Source organism: Tenacibaculum aestuarii, assembly GCF_964510395.1.
Classification (GTDB): Bacteria; Bacteroidota; Bacteroidia; order Flavobacteriales; family Flavobacteriaceae; genus Polaribacter; species Polaribacter aestuarii.
The window spans coordinates 942,332-959,911 of record NZ_CAZEFY010000001.1 but is presented as its reverse complement, the minus strand read 5'-3'; the positions used below and the strand labels follow the sequence as shown (position 1 = coordinate 959,911).

At 33.7% G+C, this 17,580-nt stretch carries 15 protein-coding genes; 4 read left to right on the top strand and 11 right to left on the bottom strand.

Annotated features, from left to right (window positions below; all coding sequences use genetic code 11):
* The first annotated feature begins 1 nt into the window (after nt 1).
* Complete coding sequence (locus tag ACKTSU_RS04670; protein WP_408035187.1) at nt 2-1,363, top strand: HlyD family secretion protein; 1,362 nt, start codon at nt 2-4, stop codon at nt 1,361-1,363.
* 30 nt (nt 1,364-1,393) lie between these two features.
* Complete coding sequence (locus ACKTSU_RS04665; protein WP_408035186.1) at nt 1,394-2,791, top strand: TolC family protein; 1,398 nt, start codon at nt 1,394-1,396, stop codon at nt 2,789-2,791.
* A 54-nt stretch (nt 2,792-2,845) separates the two neighbouring features.
* Here ACKTSU_RS04665 and ACKTSU_RS04660 read toward each other — a convergent pair whose 3' ends face one another.
* From ACKTSU_RS04660 to kynU, 9 genes are all read right to left on the bottom strand, one after another.
* Complete coding sequence (locus ACKTSU_RS04660; protein ID WP_408035185.1) at nt 2,846-3,931, bottom strand: amidohydrolase family protein; 1,086 nt, start codon at nt 3,929-3,931, stop codon at nt 2,846-2,848.
* 21 nt (nt 3,932-3,952) lie between these two features.
* Nucleotides 3,953-4,480, bottom strand: coding sequence for a 3-hydroxyanthranilate 3,4-dioxygenase (locus tag ACKTSU_RS04655; RefSeq protein ID WP_408035184.1), 528 nt, complete (start codon nt 4,478-4,480; stop codon nt 3,953-3,955).
* A 142-nt stretch (nt 4,481-4,622) separates the two neighbouring features.
* Entirely contained in the window at nt 4,623-5,399 is a 777-nt protein-coding gene (locus ACKTSU_RS04650; protein ID WP_408035183.1) for an SDR family oxidoreductase, read from the bottom strand.
* 1 nt (nt 5,400) lies between these two features.
* Nucleotides 5,401-5,619 carry a DUF6500 family protein gene (locus ACKTSU_RS04645; RefSeq protein ID WP_408035182.1) on the bottom strand — a complete coding sequence of 73 codons (219 nt, stop codon included), beginning with the start codon at nt 5,617-5,619 and terminating at the stop codon, nt 5,401-5,403.
* Entirely contained in the window at nt 5,612-7,057 is a 1,446-nt protein-coding gene (locus tag ACKTSU_RS04640; protein WP_408035181.1) for an aldehyde dehydrogenase, read from the bottom strand. The genes ACKTSU_RS04645 and ACKTSU_RS04640 overlap by 8 nt, the downstream gene beginning before the upstream one ends.
* A gap of 7 nt (nt 7,058-7,064) precedes the next feature.
* Nucleotides 7,065-7,484 carry a RidA family protein gene (locus tag ACKTSU_RS04635; RefSeq protein WP_408035180.1) on the bottom strand — a complete coding sequence of 140 codons (420 nt, stop codon included), beginning with the start codon at nt 7,482-7,484 and terminating at the stop codon, nt 7,065-7,067.
* A 64-nt stretch (nt 7,485-7,548) separates the two neighbouring features.
* Complete coding sequence (locus ACKTSU_RS04630; RefSeq protein WP_408035179.1) at nt 7,549-8,070, bottom strand: DUF1697 domain-containing protein; 522 nt, start codon at nt 8,068-8,070, stop codon at nt 7,549-7,551.
* On the bottom strand, nt 8,071-9,465 hold the full coding sequence (locus ACKTSU_RS04625) for an FAD-dependent oxidoreductase (RefSeq protein WP_408035178.1): 1,395 nt from the start codon (nt 9,463-9,465) through the stop codon (nt 8,071-8,073).
* Nucleotides 9,466-9,470: 5 nt separating this feature from the next.
* Complete coding sequence (kynU, locus tag ACKTSU_RS04620; protein ID WP_408035177.1) at nt 9,471-10,730, bottom strand: kynureninase; 1,260 nt, start codon at nt 10,728-10,730, stop codon at nt 9,471-9,473.
* A 147-nt stretch (nt 10,731-10,877) separates the two neighbouring features.
* On the opposite strand from kynU, the gene ACKTSU_RS04615 reads away from it, so the two are divergent.
* Entirely contained in the window at nt 10,878-11,654 is a 777-nt protein-coding gene (locus tag ACKTSU_RS04615) for an IclR family transcriptional regulator (protein WP_408035176.1), read from the top strand.
* A gap of 35 nt (nt 11,655-11,689) precedes the next feature.
* On the opposite strand, the gene serA is transcribed toward ACKTSU_RS04615, so the two are convergent.
* Together serA and ACKTSU_RS04605 are read right to left on the bottom strand one after the other, a co-directional pair.
* A complete protein-coding gene (gene serA / locus ACKTSU_RS04610; RefSeq protein WP_408035175.1) occupies nt 11,690-13,582 on the bottom strand; it encodes a phosphoglycerate dehydrogenase in 1,893 nt (630 codons plus the stop codon).
* 168 nt (nt 13,583-13,750) lie between these two features.
* Nucleotides 13,751-14,563, bottom strand: coding sequence for a UbiA prenyltransferase family protein (locus tag ACKTSU_RS04605; protein WP_408035174.1), 813 nt, complete (start codon nt 14,561-14,563; stop codon nt 13,751-13,753).
* Between the two features lie 132 nt (nt 14,564-14,695).
* Here ACKTSU_RS04605 and gcvP point away from each other — a divergent pair, with 132 nt between their 5' ends.
* Nucleotides 14,696-17,551: an aminomethyl-transferring glycine dehydrogenase gene (gene gcvP, locus ACKTSU_RS04600; RefSeq protein ID WP_408035173.1), complete on the top strand. Its 2,856-nt coding sequence runs from the start codon at nt 14,696-14,698 to the stop codon at nt 17,549-17,551.
* The last annotated feature ends 29 nt before the right edge of the window (nt 17,552-17,580 follow it).

Below are 17,580 nucleotides of genomic sequence, written 5' to 3'. Positions count from 1 at the left end.
CATGTTAAACATATCAAAAAATACAGTTTCAGATCACATAGATATTACAAAGTTCAAATCTGGAAAAGATATCTTTACAAAAGAATATCATAAACTATTTAAAAAATTTCTACTCGTTTTTTCTGTAATTTTACTAATTATCTTGTTTTTACCTTGGACTCAAAATGTATCCAGCGAAGGGCAGGTTACTACCCTTAAACCTAATCAACGTCCACAAACACTCCAATCTCAAATTCCAGGACGTATTGAAGAATGGTTTGTACAAGAAGGAGATTTTGTAAAGAAAGGAGATACTATTTTAAGGATTTCAGAAATAAAAAGTGGATATTTTGACACTAAACTTGCTGAAAGAACTGGTAAACAGTTAAACTCTAAAACACTATCCGCAAAAGCATACAACAATAAAATCAATGCTTTACAAAATCAGATTATCGCGATTAAAAAAGAGCGTAAACTAAAACTAGAACAGGCAAAAAATAAATTAAAGCAAGCTTATTTAAAGACTAAAAGTGATAGTATTGATTTTGAAGCTATTAAAATAAAACAAAAAATAGCACAAACTCAGTTTGACAGAACTGTCACTTTAGAAAAAGAAGGTTTAAAAGCTGTAAAAGATGTTGAAGAAAAAAGAGCGAAACTTCAAGAGTTATCTGCTAAATTGATTTCTCAAGAAAATAAATTCTTTACTTCTAAAAATAATATCATCAATGCTCAATTAGCTATTAGTAGTACACAAGCTTCTTATGCTGATAAACTTTCTAAAACAGAAAGCAGTTTATATAGTGCTCAATCTGGTGCTTATGACGCCGAAGTTCAAGTTTCAAAACTAGAAACTAGCTTAGCTAATTATAGCAAACGAAGCTCTTTATTATTCATTACTGCTCCACAAGATGGATACATTAATAAAGCTATAAAGTCTGGTATTGGTGAAACTTTTAAAGAAGGTGAACAATTAGTAAATATTATGCCTGCTGACTACGACTTAGCAGTTGAAATGTACATACAACCCATAGATTTACCATTGATACACATTGGTGAGGAAGTTCGTGTTCAGTTTGACGGTTGGCCCGCCATGGTATTTAGTGGTTGGCCTAATGTATCATACGGAACTTACGGTGCTAAAATTGTAGCTATCGAAAATTTTATTAGTAGTAACGGGAAGTATCGTGTTTTAATTGTTCCTAATAACGAGCAAGAACCTTGGCCAAAAGCTATTAGAGTAGGCTCTGGAGCAAAAACCATTGCCTTATTGGAAAATGTACCTATATGGTTTGAGTTATGGAGACAGATTAACAGCTTCCCTCCTAACTTCTATCAACCAAATAATAAAGAAAGTGGTAAAAAGTCAAAAAAAGAAGGCTAAAACTCTTTGTAAACAATAAAAAACAAATAGATGAAAAGGTTAAATATCTTTTTTTTATTACTAAGCTTTATAGCTACAGCACAGAATAATTTTAGTACTCAACTTAGTTTAGAAGAATATTTAGGGTATGTAAAAAAATATCATCCTGTTATAAAACAAGCCGAACTTATTACTAGTACTAATGAGGCTAAATTATTAAAAGCTAGAGGTGGTTTTGATCCTAAAATAGAAGTAGACTATGACAGAAAAGAATTTAAAGGCAAAGATTATTACAAAAAGTTAAATTCAACCTTTAAAATTCCAACCTGGTATGGAATAGAATTAAAAGGTAGTTATGAAAATAATTCTGGTCAGTATTTAAACCCAGAGCATAATACTCCAGAAAATGGCTTATATAACGTTGGTATATCAATTTCTCTGGCTAAAAACTTATTTATTAACAAAAGAATGGCTACTTTAAAACAAGCTAAACTCTATACTCAACAAGGTAAATTAGAACAACAGCTATTAGTTAATGATATTTTATTTGAAGCTATCAACACATACTTAAATTGGTTACAATACTACCAGAACTATAATGTTTATAAAGATTATTATACTAATGCTGGTACCAGACTAAAAAATATAAAGAAAAGCTTTAAAACTGGTGATAAACCAGCTATCGACACTTTAGAAGCTAACATAAATTTAAAAAACAGAAATTTAGACCTAGAAAAAGCGAATATTAAATACATTAAATCTAAACTCGAACTTTCTAATTACTTATGGATTGGTAACAATATTCCTATGGAAATAAAAGAAGAAATAATTCCTGACGTTACTACTTTTTCTAATATTGATATTATTCTAAATACTTCAGTAACCACCTTATTTGATAATGAGTTTGAAAACCACCCTAAGTTAAAGTTGCTAGAATTAAAGAAAAGAAACCTAGAAATAAATAAGCTACTAAAAGTAAACAATCTATTACCTAAAGTAGATTTTCAGTATAACTTCCTTGCTTCAAAAGTGGATAATTTTGATGCTTTTAGTACTGCTAACTATAAAAATTCTCTTCAAGTTAGCATTCCTCTTTTTCTTCGTAAATCTAGAGGAGATTTAAAACTTGCTAAGCTAAAACTACAAGATATCAACTTTGAAATTGCATCAACTAAAGTCTCTTTACAAAACAAAATAACGGCTACCGAGCAAGAAATTACATCATACAAAAAACAAAATGATATTTTAAAAAACCTTGTAAACGATTATAATACAATTGTAAAAAGTGAAGAGCGTAAATTTTCTTTGGGAGAGAGCTCTATTTTTCTAATTAATTATAGAGAAGTAAAATTAATTGAGAGTAAATTGAAAGAAATTAAAAATGAGTATGAATACGCTAAGACAAAAGGAAAGCTTGTAAAACTATTAGGTAAATTAAATAGTTTATAAAACAAAAAACCGAAGTATTAGCTTCGGTTTTTTGTTTATTTATATCTACTTCTTCTATTTAAGAATTTTAGATACTAAATCTTTTTTTGCTTTTTCATCATCTCCGAATAACCACTGTAATACATTATCCTCCCACATCTCATCACGTTCTGTTTCTGTGATAATATTTCTATCAATTGCTAAATCTAAAATTTTCCCTGGATATGACGATTGAATTTCACTCTCCATCTCTCCTAATGGATATGGATCATCTAATCCTATTAACACTTGCTTGGAACCTTGATTTTTAATCAGTAAATCTAACGAACCGGTGTCATGGACTAATGTGTCAAAGAAAATGTTTTTGTGCCCCACCGCTTTTCTAGGGTGAGTTTTACCTTCAAACAAATCTGGTCTTCCATCAAAACCTTGTATACGACGTCCTAAGTTCATTTGCGCTAACTGTCCACCATGAGCAAAGCAAATTCGCATATTAGGATATTTTTCATAATATCCATTTAAGGTTAAAAAGTGATATGCGTCCGCACATTGCGCTAACATCCAAATTAAGTGAAAACGCCAACTTGTATTTTGTAGTTTGATAAACTTCTCTCCATCATATGGATGAATTTCAACAGCTAAATTGTATTTATTAGCTAATTCAAAAATAGGTTCGTTTTCTTCATCAAAAATGCAACGCCAAGTACCAATAGTATCCATATAGTGTGTTGGCAAACACAACAAACGCATTCCCAATACCTCAACACAACGTTCTATTTCCCATAAAGCACCACGAACAAATCCTGGGTGCACCACGAAACCAGTTGTAAATTTAGATGGGTTTTCATGTTGTACACGCGCATTAAAATCGTTTTGAAAACGTAAGGCCTGTTTCATCTCTTCTAAGCGCAAACCATTTCCGTATAATTGAGACAGATTTAATACCACAGCATGATCAATTTTAAAATGCTCCATCCATGCTAGTTTTTCATCTAAAAAGAAACTAGAGTCAGTTACTGGTCGACTCCAATCTTTTTGTAACATGAACTTTCGGTCCTTATCTACCCAAAAAATTCCTTTGTCTTTCATAAACTGCGGAATCTGTTCTGGGTAAGGTAACAAGTGTGAATGTCCGTTTATTCTTAATTTGCGTTTTTCCATGTTATTTTTCAATTGCAAAATTTATGCTTTATTAGGAGCTTCCATTACAGTACCACAATTATCACAAGTACACTTCTCTTTGTCAGAATAGTACTTATCAAAAATTATCGGCATATCCGTTTCAATATTGTCTAAAGCAAATTCTTCTCTATATAATTGATGTCCGCAATTTTCGCAGTACCATTCTAAAGCATCCATCATTCCTTTATCACGTGGATATTCGATAACCAACCCTACGGTATTTGCTTTACGTTGTGGTGAATGTGGTACCTTTCCTGGCAACAAATAAATATCTCCTTCATTAATTTCAACATCAATCATTTCACCTTTATCATCAATAATTTTCAGCACCATATCTCCTTCTAATTGATAGAAAAACTCAGGTGTTTCGTTGTAATGGTAATCCTTACGGTTGTTAGGTCCTCCAACAACCATTACGATATATTCACCATTATCCCAAACTTGTTTATTTCCTACTGGTGGTTTTAATAAATGACGATTTTCATCAATCCACTTTTTGAAATTCAAAGGTTGTACTAACTTGCTCATTTTATTTAGATTTTGTCATTGCGAAACAAATTTCAATTTGCTGTAGCAATCCGTTATTTTATTCTTGAGATTATTTCGTCATACTTCCTCATAATGACGGAAATTTTATAAAGTTACTTAAATTTGTATTGATTCTATAAGCTTACAAACTTTTTGTTCTTCCTCCATCTACAGGAACATTAATTCCATTGATAAAGCTTGCTCTTTCGCTTGCTAAAAACACAATAGCATTAGCTACTTCTTCAGGTTTAGCAAAACGTTTTGCAGGCGATGCATTTTTCATCATTTCGGCAACTTCCTCAACTGTTTTACCTGTTTTTGCTGCTTTATTATTGATAATTTCTGTCAAACGTTCTGTAGCAGTTGCCCCAGGTAATACGTTATTTACCGTGATTCCGAATTGACCTAATTCATTCGCTAAGGTTTTACTCCAGTTAGCAACTGCACCACGAATCGTATTCGAAACTCCTAAACCATCCAACGGCTGTTTTACAGAAGTAGAAATTACATTAATAATTCTACCATAATTTTCTTCTTTCATAAATGGAACCACCGCCTGTACTAACACATGATTACATTTTAAATGCATCGTAAAAGCACGTTCAAACTCTTCTAATTTAGCGTTGAATACTGGACCTCCTGCTGGACCTCCTGTATTATTTACCAAAATATGAAACTGTAAATTTGTTGCCTCTAACTTCTCTTTTAAGTCTGCAGGATTGGTAAAATCAGCAACTAAATAACCGTGATTTTGATTGTCATTTGGTAACTCAGCTAACACCGCTTTTAGTTTTTCCTCGCTACGAGCTACTAACGTTACATTTGCTCCTTCTTGAGCCAATAGTATTGCCGATGCTTTTCCTATTCCCTGTGTACTACCACATACCAAGGCGTTTTTATGTTGTATATCTAAATTCATTTTATTCGTTATTCTGAATCATTTGTTTAATCTTAACCGCTTTCTCAAAATGATCTAATTGATGTGTCTGAATCCACCAAGTAGCCACTTCCATCAGTACTTTCGGATTGTCATTTTTATTTTTGAAAAATGCATAAAACGAAAGCCCTACGTTTTCTCCTTTTTTAGCAATTTTCTCTTTACAAACATCAATTATTTTTTCTTTTATTTCCTTATTCATATTTTATACATACATTTTTGGGTTCTGTAAAAAAGCGTAATGCTTCAAAACCTCCTTCACGCCCTACTCCACTCGCTTTTTGACCTCCAAAAGGAGTTCTCAAATCACGCAACAACCAAGTATTTACCCAAACAATCCCTGCATGTAATTCTTTAGACAATCGCATGGTTCTCGTCAAATTGTTTGTCCATAATGTTGATGACAATCCATATACCACATCATTAGCTAATTGTAAAGCCTCTTCTTCCGTTTTAAAAGACATTAAGGTTACTACTGGTCCAAAAATTTCTTCTTGATTTAATCTACATTGATTACTAGAAACCTCTATAATAGTAGGTTCTAAATAATATCCATTCTCACTACCTTCTACCGTTACTGTATTTCCTCCATATAGAATCTTACCTCCTTCTTGTTCCGCAATATCTATATATGATTTTACCTTTTCTAAATGTGGCTTTGACACCAAGGCTCCAATATTTGTATCTTCATCAAAAGGATTTCCTATTTTTAGTTCTGATACTTTCTGAACAAAATCTTTTTTGAATTGCTCATAGATACTTTCTTCTACAAAAATTCTGCTTCCACATAAGCATATCTGACCTTGATTCGCAAATGAAGAACGAACTGTAGTCGCTAACATATTCTCATAATCACAATCCGCGAAAATGATGTTTGGATTTTTACCCCCTAACTCCAACGATAACTTCTTAAACATAGGTGCTGCTGTACGAGCTATGTGTGCCCCTGTAGCAGTTCCTCCTGTAAATGAAATCGCTTTAATATCTGGATGTTCTATAATAGCTTGTCCTGTGGTAGTTCCTAATCCGTGAACTATGTTCAACACCCCTTTGGGTAAACCTGCTTCATTACAAATCTCACCTAATAAATAGGCTGTCATGGGTGTTACTTCACTTGGTTTTGCTACCACACAGTTTCCTGCGGCTATTGCTGGAGCAATCTTCCACGTGAATAAATAAAGTGGTAAATTCCACGGAGAAATACATCCCACTACACCAATAGGTTGACGTAACGTAAAATTCATCGCTCCTAAGCCAATACTTTCATGAGCTTCAGATGAAAATTGTGTAATCGCATCTGCAAAATATTGAAAATTGGATGAGGCTCTCGGAATATCTATCGCTTTAGCCAAACTTAATGGTTTTCCATTATCTTTAGCTTCAGCTTTTGCCAATTCAGGTAATCTCAGTTGAATTAACTGTGCTATTTTAGAAAGAATATCTCTACGTTCGTTTAAGGTAGTATTCGACCACTGCTTAAAAGCAGATTTAGCACTTTGATATGCTTTTTCTACATCTTCTGTAGTAGAATTTGGAATTTGACCGTACACCTCTCCAATAGAAGGATTGTAGTTATCTATAAACCCTCCCTTAATTGGATTAACGAATTCTCCGTTTATGTAGTTTTTAATGTTCTGCATAAGGCTTTTAGCTTTTAGCTTTTGGCTTATACGCCACCACTTTAATTTCAATCAATAAATGTGGGTGTGGTAATTGATGCACAGCAACTGTTGTTCTAGTTGGTCCGTTATAGTCAAAGTATTCAGCATATACTTCATTATAGCCTCCAAAATCATTCATATTTACCAAGAATGAAGTTACATCTATAATATCAGATAAATCAGCGCCAACTTCTTGTAAGATATCACGAATATTTTCTATTACCGCTCTGGTTTGCTTTTTAATATCTAAGTTGGTCGTTCCAAATTCATCTACCTCAACTCCTTCAAAAGAATTGTCAGGTCTTCGAGAACTTGTTCCTGATACATAAATAAAATCTCCTACTTGTTTTACATGTGGAAATTTCCCTCTTGGTATCGCTTTTCCTTTGATTACTTTACTGTCCATGTTTTATATTTTTTGCTTCCAAACGTATTTTACATGAGATTTCTCCCTTTGGTCGAAATGACGTTTATGAAATTGCTAATTCTAATAGTTTTATCGTTGTTTTTAAATTGCGTGTAGTTGCTGTTACTTTCAACTTCTTTTCAATTACACTGTTTGTTAATTTAGTACTTCCAAAATTAGACGGACAATACAAATACACCACATCATCAACTATTTCATATTTGTCTTCGTTAATTCCATTAACTTCGATAACTGATTCTTTAGTTATTCTATCTAAAAAAGTAAAAGCTACTATTTTTTCATTTTCTTGTGAAAACGGATAGTTCTCTAGTGTACTTTTCCATTCCTCTGGTGTTCTAGCCAGTACAGGCATATCATATCCAAATTTAGCAGCAATCACTTCTTTAATTTTCTGACAAACGATCTCTTTTGTTTCTTCAGAATCTAAAATAATATTACCACTTTGAATGTAGGTTTGTACATTTTGAAACCCTAATTCATTCAACATTTCTCGTAATTCAGCCATCGGAAGCTTGTTTTTTCCCGAGACATTAATCCCTCTTAGTAATATTATATATCTATTCATTTATAATCCTGCTATTTTATCTTCTTCTAAAATCTCGTTGGTTTCTTCTTGCACCTTTTTTAACACCTCATTCAAATCGGTGATGGTATCTAAATCGTGATGAGCTACCATATTTAACAAGGCTTTATCTTGCGCACGTCCTTTTTTCATCGCTTCTGCATACGGAATCTCTTCATTAAAGGTTACCATTGAGTATTTCGAGAAATACTCTTCAGGGAATGTCTTTTCTAAATCCATTTCTAACTTTCTCTTTTGCTTAAATAATGGATTCGCTACATGATCTCGCATTTCATAAAAATTGTCAATGGCTAAATCAGCAATCGCATCGGTATCTTCTTTACGTGCTTTTTCATACGCTTTAAAAGTCGCTTGCCAATCTCCTTCGTGTGTATCTAAAATCGTATCAAATACAGTTACATCTTCAAACGAAGCATTCATTCCTTGTCCATAAAAAGGAACAATCGCGTGTGCCGCATCTCCCATTAACAAGGTCTTGTTTTGATAATGCCAAGGTGAACACTTTACCGTTCCTAAAGCCCCTGTTGGGTTGTTTAAGAATTCGTCTTTTATACTTGGTATTAAAGCCAACGCATCTGAAAATTCTTTTTCAAAAAACTCGGTTATCTTTTCTTCGGAAGTTAAGTTATTGAAACTGTATTCTCCTTCATCGTAACTCAAAAATAAGGTTACCGTAAAACTTCCATCTAAATTCGGTAACGCGATTAACATATACTCTCCACGAGGCCAAATATGCAAATGATCTTTACTTATTTGATGGTTTCCTAACTTGTCTGCAGGAATTTCTAATTCTTTATATCCGTGCGTTAAGAAATTCTGTGAATAGCTAAACAAGAATTTTCTTTCTAAATAGTAACTCTTTCTCAATGCAGAGCCAGCACCATCTGTTCCAAAAATCACATCTCCATCTACTGAAAACTCTTCCTTGGTATTGTAATTTTTAAAGTGTGCTACTGTATTTTCTATATCTACCGAAGTACATTCGGTATTAAAATGTATGGTTACATTTTCATGTTTTTCCGCTTCATTTAATAAGATTCCGTTTAAATCTCCTCTTGAAATAGAATTGATATACTCTCCTTCTCTACCTGAATAGTTCGATGCAAACGTATTCCCTTCTCTATCGTGCATTAAACGTCCATACATCGGAATACAAATTTCACGCGCTTTTTCTTCTACACCACATAAGCGTAAAGCTTTAAAACCGCGATCCGATAATGCTAAGTTAATAGAACGTCCTGCCGAAATATCGGTAATTCGTAAATCTGGACGGCTTTCATACATTGCTACCTTATAGCCTCTTTGTGCTAAACGAAGTGCTAATAAACTTCCGCATAAACCAGCACCTATAATTACTATGTTTTCTTGTTTGATCATTTGTTTTATAACAATGTTTTTAAAATTTCAACCATCCTGTATACATCTTCAAAACTGTTATACATTGGCACTGGTGCGCAACGAATTACATCAGGTTCTCTCCAGTCGGTTATAATATTATTTTCGGTTAGTTTTTTGTGTAAACTTTTATCTGCATTCTTCACTTGAATAGATAATTGGCATCCTCTTTCTTTCGGATTCGATGGCGTAATTATTTTAATTCTATCCGTATCAATCTGGTTGATTAAATATTCAAAATAACCCGTTAATTTTTCTGATTTGGCTCTTAACGCTTCCATTCCTACTTCTTCAAACATATCTAACGAAGCTCTAATTGCTGCCATTGATAAAATAGGTGGATTTGATAACTGCCAACCTTCTGCTCCCGGCATCACATCAAATGGTTGACGCATGTTGAAACGAGTTTCTTTATTATGGTTCCACCAACCTGCAAAACGCGGTAACTCTTTATTACGTGCATGCTTTTCATGTACAAACAACCCTGCTAAACTTCCAGGGCCCGAATTCAAATACTTATAGGTACACCAAGCTGCAAAATCTACTCCGCTATCATGCAATTCAGGTGAAATATTTCCTGCACCGTGCGCTAAATCTATACCTACGATACAGTTTTTAGCATGTCCTATTTCTGCAATACGTTTGATATCTAAATACTGTCCTGTATAATAATTCACTCCCCCTATCAACAACAAAGCTATTTCATCACCTTGCTCGTCTACTATTTTCTCAAGATCTTCAATACGTAATAATTCTTCTCCTTCACGAGGTTTCCACTCTATCAATCCTTCTTCTGTATCAAACCCATGAAATTTTAATTGCGATTGTACCGCATATCTATCCGAAGGAAAAGCATCACTTTCTATAACAATTTTATACTTTGTTTTAGTCGGTTGGTAAAACGACACCATTAACAAATGTAAGTTGGTCGTTAGCGTGTTCATCACTACCACTTCTAATGGTTTAGCTCCCACTATTTTCGCCATCGAATTTGTCAAAAACTCGTGATACGGCATCCATGGGTTTCGAGCTTCAAAATGCCCTTCTACTCCATATTTCGCCCAATCATCTAATTCTTGTTGAATGTATTGTTGCGTTTGTTTAGGTTGCAATCCAAGTGAGTTTCCTGTAAAATACAACCAGTCATTTCCTTTTGCATCTTTTGGAATATGAAACTGCGCTCTTAAATGCGCTAAGTTATCTTCTTTATCTAGTTGTTGTGCGTAATCAAGTGTTGGTTTATACATACTTATTATATTTCTAAAAACCATTTCTAAAACACTAAAGATACTTCATTTTTACCTCAAAATAAAACCTAAAGTGTTTCACATAATAAAACGGTGTTTTATAAATTTACATATTTTTATTATATTAGTCAATAATTTTTTGAGAAAATGAATACAGATTCTAAAAATTTAAACCAATCTATCATCAAAGCGTTTGCTGTTTTAGATGCTTTCACCAATGATAAAAAAGAATGGGGCGTTAGAGAATTAGCTAATAAAACTGGCTATAACAAGAGTACCGTATACCGATTACTAAGTACTTTAGTTTCGTTGAATGCTGTGCAACAAAACGACAACGAAAAATATCAACTAGGAAGTAAGCTGTTTGAATTAGGCAATCGTGTTTCTATATATAGATCACTCAGAGACTTAACCAATGAACCAATACAAAAGGTAGCCTTAGAAATTCAAGAAACTGTTTTATTGGGTATTTTAAAAGAACAGCAGGTATTTCATATTAATAAAGCTGATAGTTTACAAGGACTTAAAATAAGCACCTCCATTGGCTCTTATGCACCTGTCAATGGAAGCGCGATTGGAAAACTACTCTTAGCTTTTTCTTCAATAGAAACTCAAGAAACTTTTTTCAACTCGATTTCTTTAGAATCGTTTACCAAAAACACGATTTCATCTGTTTCAAAATTCAAAAAGGAATTATTACAAATTCAACAGCAAAAATTTGCGTTAGATATTGAGGAATCAGAATTGGGTTTAGTTTGTATTGCCATTCCTATTTATAATAAAAAAGGTAAAGTTATTGCAGGAATCAGTGCGTCTGGACCTTCTAGTAGATTTAAAATGGAAAATGTATCTAGTTACATTCAGATTTTACAAAAAGGAGCCAATATTATAGAGCAAAATTTAAGTGACTTTGATCGTTTATAAAAGAAAAATCCCGCTTAAGCGGGATTTTATATTTCTTAATACAGTACTCTAAATTTAATAGTACCATCTACTTTTTTCAGTTTTGCAATTACTTCTTGGTTATACTCTTTATCTACATCGGTAATTACGTATCCTACCTTTTCATCTGTAGACAGGTATTGTCCTGTAATGTTCAACTCGTATTTCGCTAACACCTTATTGATCTTCGCCATTACTCCAGGTACGTTTTTATGAATATGTAAAAAACGGTGTGCATTTTTATGCTTAGGTAAACGAATATTTGGGAAATTAACCGCATCTACTGTATTTCCTGAATTGATATACGCCATAATCTTATTAGGAACAAAATCAGCAATATCTTTTTGAGCTTCTTCTGTACTACCTCCCACGTGCGGAGTTAAAATCACGTTATCCAACCCTTTTAATTCAGTATAAAACTCTCCATTTTTTCTTGGTTCTTCAGGATACACATCTACAGCTGCTCCAGCAATTTTACCAGACTTCAATCCTTCAACCAAAGCTTCAATATCTACTACAAATCCACGAGAAAGGTTTACTAAATGAACTCCATCTTTCATTTCAGCTATTTCTTCTCTTCCTATAAAGTTTTTGTTAGCAGAATTATCATCCACATGCAACGTAACTACATCAGAAATATTCAACAACTCTTTTAAAGTGTTCATTCTGGTAGCATTTCCTAAAGCTAATTTGTCTTCTACATCGTAATAATACACATCCATTCCAAGTGCTTCAGCTAGCACTGACAATTGCTTTCCTATGTTTCCGTACCCTACAATTCCTAGCTTTTTACCACGAACCTCTCTCGATCCCTGAGCTGTTTTGTTCCACTCACCGTTATGAATTTCTGTACTTCTTTGAAATACACTACGCATCAACATAATGATTTCTCCAATCGCTAATTCAACTACCGAACGCGTATTGCTATAAGGTGCATTAAAAACTACTACTCCGTTTTCTTTACATGCTTCTAAATCGATTTGCTTGGTTCCAATACAAAAAGCAGAAACTACCATTAGTTTTTCAGCAGCTTCAATCACTTTACGAGTTACTTGTGTTTTAGAACGGATTCCTAACACATGAACATCTTTTAATTTTTCAATCAATTCATCTTCCGACAAACTTCTTGAAACAGTTTCTACAGAAAATCCATCACCTGATAATTTTGTAAAAGCGTCAGGATGTACGTTTTCTAATAATAAAATTTTGATTCTGTTCTTTGGGTATGATAAGTTTCTAGGCAATTTGTTAACGTATAAAAATTCATCTAAATTTGGTGTGATATGATCGGCATTGGCAATTGTTTTATCTCGTAATACATTTTCTGTATACGCAAAAAACTTGTCTGCTACTCCTGCTTCTTTGGTCACTGCATCGCTATAGCCATCACCAATCACTTGTACTTCACCTTCTAAATTTAAGGATTTTAAACAATCTATTTTACCATTATGTTTAGATAATGGGTTTTCAGTATCAAACCCTACAATAATTCCTGCTTTATCAAACTCAAATGTGTTTGCAAATACTCTTTCTGAAGGAATGTTATATGCAGCCACAATAGGATCGATAAACTCTTTAAATCCTGCGGAAATCACATAAATATCATCAGAGAATTTTTCAAAAAACTCTTTGTTTCTCTCTATTGATGGAGATACTTTTTGTTTTAACTCCTCAATTAACAAAGGCAAGTCTGCCTTTGTTGCTTTTAATAATTGAATACGCTTTTCTAAAGACTCCGTAAAAGAAATATCGCCATCAATTCCTTGATTGGTTATATGGACTATTTCTTGAACAATCTCTTCTTTCTTCGGATTTCCCGCCAGCGTGATTTCTGCCAAAACATCTAATGCTTCTACACGTGTTAACGTGCTATCGAAATCAAAAACGAAATTTCGTTTTGCTAAATTCATGTTACTTTGTTGTATTTTTCTTGTTGTGTTGTTAAGCCAACGAATGTACAAAGCTTTTCGTAAAAACTTTCATAACAAGCTAGTTAAGTTTCAATTTTTAAACTGATATTGTTTTTACTATTTCTTCAATTACATTTTAACAACTTTCAACACTAAAAAATTTCGCTTTTAAAGTAAAAACAGTAAGAATAACCATAAAATAGGAACTGCTTCTACCCAAAAAGAACTATAATATTTAGATTGATTCGTCTCGGCTCTCATCAATAAGAAAAGAAGCAGAAAAAACACACCTAGAAAAGCTGTTCTAAAATGAGAATTAGGGCTTATCATAAATTCCAAGACCAAACATAAAAGCAGCAAAACATACCCAAATTTTTTAGTGTTTTCTACCCCTATCTTTTTAGGAATGGTCTGTAAAGAAATAGCATCGTATTGCACATCACGAATATCAAAAGGAAGAATTAGTATAATCACCAATAAAAAGCGCTGAACTATCATTAAATATACCACTCCTGTAAAAGAAGACTCATTGGCATAAGTTGGCAGTAAAACAGTGGTTCCTGCCCAAACTACGGCTACTACTATAATTTTTAAATAGCCGATACTTCGTAAATTTTTCTGAAATCCGCTTAAAAAAGGAACCGCATATAAAAAAGTTAACAACCCAAAAGGTACAAAAAACAGTAAAGTTTTTAAAGGAAGTAACCACGCGAAATAACACATCAATAAAAAGCAAATCAGTGAAAATACTTGAATAACTTGTAAATTTTTAGTCAAGCTCCTGTGGTGCAGCTTCGCTACTCCAGCATACTTCACAAAATTATACCCAGTTATTGTTGCAAAAAAGACAAAACAATCCAACGATTCATTATGCGGAATTTCAAAATAAATCTCCGTTATTCGTAACAAAGCATAAACTGCTAGTGCCACATGAATACTAGCATTGATATAAAAATCGATTACTGTTTTAAAAAACTTCATCTAACAAAAATAGTTTTTATGTTTATAACCCTTAGTATTGGTTAATAAAATATCATTTTTTAACAAAAAAATATGTACTCACAAGTCAACCAATTTCACTATTTTTGAGCCACTTAAAACAACAACACAATAATGAACACAAATTCATTTCAATTAAGACATATTGGTCCTCGTATTAAAGACCAAGACCAAATGCTTAAAACGATTGGCGTAGAGAGTTTAGACCAATTGATTTATGAGACTATTCCTGACGATATTCGTTTACAAAAAGAGTTAGATTTAGCTCCTGCAATGAGTGAATATGAGTACTTAACTCACATTAATGAGTTAGGTGCAAAAAACAAAGTTTTTAAGAGTTATATCGGTTTAGGATATCACGAAGCAATTATACCAAGTGTAATTCAACGTAATATTTTAGAAAACCCAGGATGGTATACTGCCTACACGCCTTATCAAGCTGAAATTGCACAAGGACGTTTAGAAGCATTGTTAAATTACCAAACAATGATTTGTGATTTAACAGGAATGGAGTTAGCAAACGCTTCTTTATTAGATGAAGGAACAGCAGCTGCAGAAGCTATGGCTTTATTATTTGATGTTCGTGATAGAGCACAAAAGAAAGCTGATGTAAATAAGTTCTTCGTTTCTGAAGAAATTTTACCACAAACTTTATCAGTATTACAAACACGCGCAATTCCTATCGGAATTGAATTAGTAGTTGGTAATCACCAAAAATTTGATTTCTCTGAAGAATTCTTCGGAGCAATTGTACAATATCCAGGAAAACATGGTCAAGTTTATGACTATACAGAATTTGTAGCAAACTGTAATGCTAAACACATCAAGGTAGCGGTTGCTGCTGATATTTTATCATTAGTAAAATTAAAAGCGCCTGCACAATTTGGTGCTGACGTGGTAGTAGGTACTACGCAACGTTTTGGTATTCCTTTAGGTTATGGAGGTCCTCACGCAGGATTCTTTGCTACTAAAGAAGAATACAAACGTAGTATGCCTGGTCGTATTATCGGTGTTACAAAAGATGTTGACGGTGGTCGTGCCTTACGTATGGCATTACAAACACGTGAGCAACACATTAAACGTGAAAAAGCGACTTCTAACATTTGTACTGCACAAGTATTGTTAGCTGTTATGGCGGGCATGTATGCTGTGTACCACGGAAAAGATGGATTACAATATATCGCTGACCGTGTTCACACAAGTACTACAACCCTAGCAAAAGCTTTAACCGATTTAGGTTTCAAACAACAAAACACTTCATACTTCGATACTATTTTAGTTGAAGTTGAAACTGATAAATTGCGTCCTGTAGCTGAAGCAAACGGAATTAACTTTAACTACATTGACGAAAACCATATTTCTATCTCTGTAAACGAAACTGTTGGTTTAAAAGAAATCAATGCTATTGTTGATTGTTTCGAACAAGCGTTCAATATCAAAGATATTTTAGTTACTGAATTTACTACAGCAGAGGTAATTCCTGCGGATGTAAAAAGAGCAACTTCATTCTTAGATAACGAAGTATTCAACACGTATCAATCAGAAACTGAAATGATGCGTTATATTAAAAAATTAGAGCGTAAAGATTTAGCGTTAAATCACTCAATGATTTCTTTAGGGTCATGTACTATGAAACTAAACGCTGCTTCTGAAATGTTACCGTTAAGCAATCCACAATGGGGAAATATCCACCCATTCGTACCTTTAAATCAAGCAGAAGGATACCAAGTTATGCTTAACAATCTTGAAAACCAATTAAACGTGGTTACTGGATTTGCAGGTACTTCTTTACAACCTAACTCAGGTGCACAAGGAGAATTTGCTGGTTTAATGGTTATTAGAGCTTATCATGAAGCTAACGGAGATACTCACAGAAACATCTGTTTAATTCCTGCATCTGCTCACGGAACTAACCCTGCGTCTGCTGTAATGGCAGGTATGAAGGTAGTAGTTACCAAAACTGATGAAAAAGGAAACATCGACGTAGAAGATTTACGTGCTAAAGCTGAAAAATACAAAGATAATTTAGCTGCTTTAATGGTAACGTATCCATCTACTCACGGAGTATACGAAAAAGCCATTAAAGAAATTACGCAAATTATCCACGATAACGGCGGACAAGTATATATGGATGGTGCTAACATGAACGCACAGGTAGGATTAACGAATCCTGCAACTATTGGTGCTGATGTTTGTCACTTAAACTTACACAAAACATTTGCGATTCCTCACGGTGGTGGTGGACCAGGTGTTGGACCAATTTGTGTGGCGCCACAATTAGTTCCGTTTTTACCTACTAACCCTGTAGTTACTACTGGTGGTGATAATGCAATTACAGCTATTTCAGCTGCCCCTTGGGGTTCTGCTTTAGTATGTTTAATTTCTTACGGATACATCACGATGTTGGGTGCTGACGGATTAACAAATTCTACTAAGAATGCTATTTTAAACGCAAACTATATTAAAGAGCGTTTAAACGGACATTTTAGTACTTTATATACTGGTGAAATGAACCGTGCAGCTCACGAAATGATTTTAGATTGCCGTGACTTTAAACAAAACGGAATTGAAGTAACAGATATCGCAAAGCGTTTAATGGACTACGGATTCCACGCGCCTACTGTATCGTTCCCTGTAGCTGGAACAATTATGGTAGAGCCGACAGAATCTGAAAGTGTAGCAGAATTAGATCGTTTTTGTGATGCGTTAATCTCTATTAGAAAAGAGATTGCTGAGGCGAGTAAGGAAAACCCTAATAACCCGCTTAAAAATGCACCTCATACACAAGAAATGTTAACTGCTGATGAATGGGATTTGCCATATTCTCGTAAGCAAGCAGCTTTCCCGTTAGAGTATATTGCAGACAATAAGTTCTGGCCTTCTGTACGTCGTGTTGACGATGCATTTGGTGACCGTAACTTAATTTGTTCTTGTAATCCTATTGAAGATTATATGGAAGCGGAAGCTTAATTATAAACAACAAAAAAAGCCCTCGAAAT

Excerpts from the sequence above, each read along its gene's own strand:
- ACKTSU_RS04645 (WP_408035182.1), bottom strand. The coding sequence starts at position 5,619 with ATGAATAAGGAAATAAAAGAAAAAATAATTGATGTTTGTAAAGAGAAA.
- ACKTSU_RS04665 (WP_408035186.1), top strand. The coding sequence starts at position 1,394 with ATGAAAAGGTTAAATATCTTTTTTTTATTACTAAGCTTTATAGCTACA.
- ACKTSU_RS04640 (WP_408035181.1), bottom strand. The coding sequence starts at position 7,057 with ATGCAGAACATTAAAAACTACATAAACGGAGAATTCGTTAATCCAATT.
- ACKTSU_RS04605 (WP_408035174.1), bottom strand. The coding sequence starts at position 14,563 with ATGAAGTTTTTTAAAACAGTAATCGATTTTTATATCAATGCTAGTATT.
- ACKTSU_RS04660 (WP_408035185.1), bottom strand. The coding sequence starts at position 3,931 with ATGGAAAAACGCAAATTAAGAATAAACGGACATTCACACTTGTTACCT.
- ACKTSU_RS04625 (WP_408035178.1), bottom strand. The coding sequence starts at position 9,465 with ATGATCAAACAAGAAAACATAGTAATTATAGGTGCTGGTTTATGCGGA.
- serA (WP_408035175.1), bottom strand. The coding sequence starts at position 13,582 with ATGAATTTAGCAAAACGAAATTTCGTTTTTGATTTCGATAGCACGTTA.
- ACKTSU_RS04615 (WP_408035176.1), top strand. The coding sequence starts at position 10,878 with ATGAATACAGATTCTAAAAATTTAAACCAATCTATCATCAAAGCGTTT.
- kynU (WP_408035177.1), bottom strand. The coding sequence starts at position 10,730 with ATGTATAAACCAACACTTGATTACGCACAACAACTAGATAAAGAAGAT.
- gcvP (WP_408035173.1), top strand. The coding sequence starts at position 14,696 with ATGAACACAAATTCATTTCAATTAAGACATATTGGTCCTCGTATTAAA.
- ACKTSU_RS04630 (WP_408035179.1), bottom strand. The coding sequence starts at position 8,070 with ATGAATAGATATATAATATTACTAAGAGGGATTAATGTCTCGGGAAAA.
- ACKTSU_RS04635 (WP_408035180.1), bottom strand. The coding sequence starts at position 7,484 with ATGGACAGTAAAGTAATCAAAGGAAAAGCGATACCAAGAGGGAAATTT.
- ACKTSU_RS04650 (WP_408035183.1), bottom strand. The coding sequence starts at position 5,399 with ATGAATTTAGATATACAACATAAAAACGCCTTGGTATGTGGTAGTACA.
- ACKTSU_RS04655 (WP_408035184.1), bottom strand. The coding sequence starts at position 4,480 with ATGAGCAAGTTAGTACAACCTTTGAATTTCAAAAAGTGGATTGATGAA.
- ACKTSU_RS04670 (WP_408035187.1), top strand. The coding sequence starts at position 2 with ATGTTAAACATATCAAAAAATACAGTTTCAGATCACATAGATATTACA.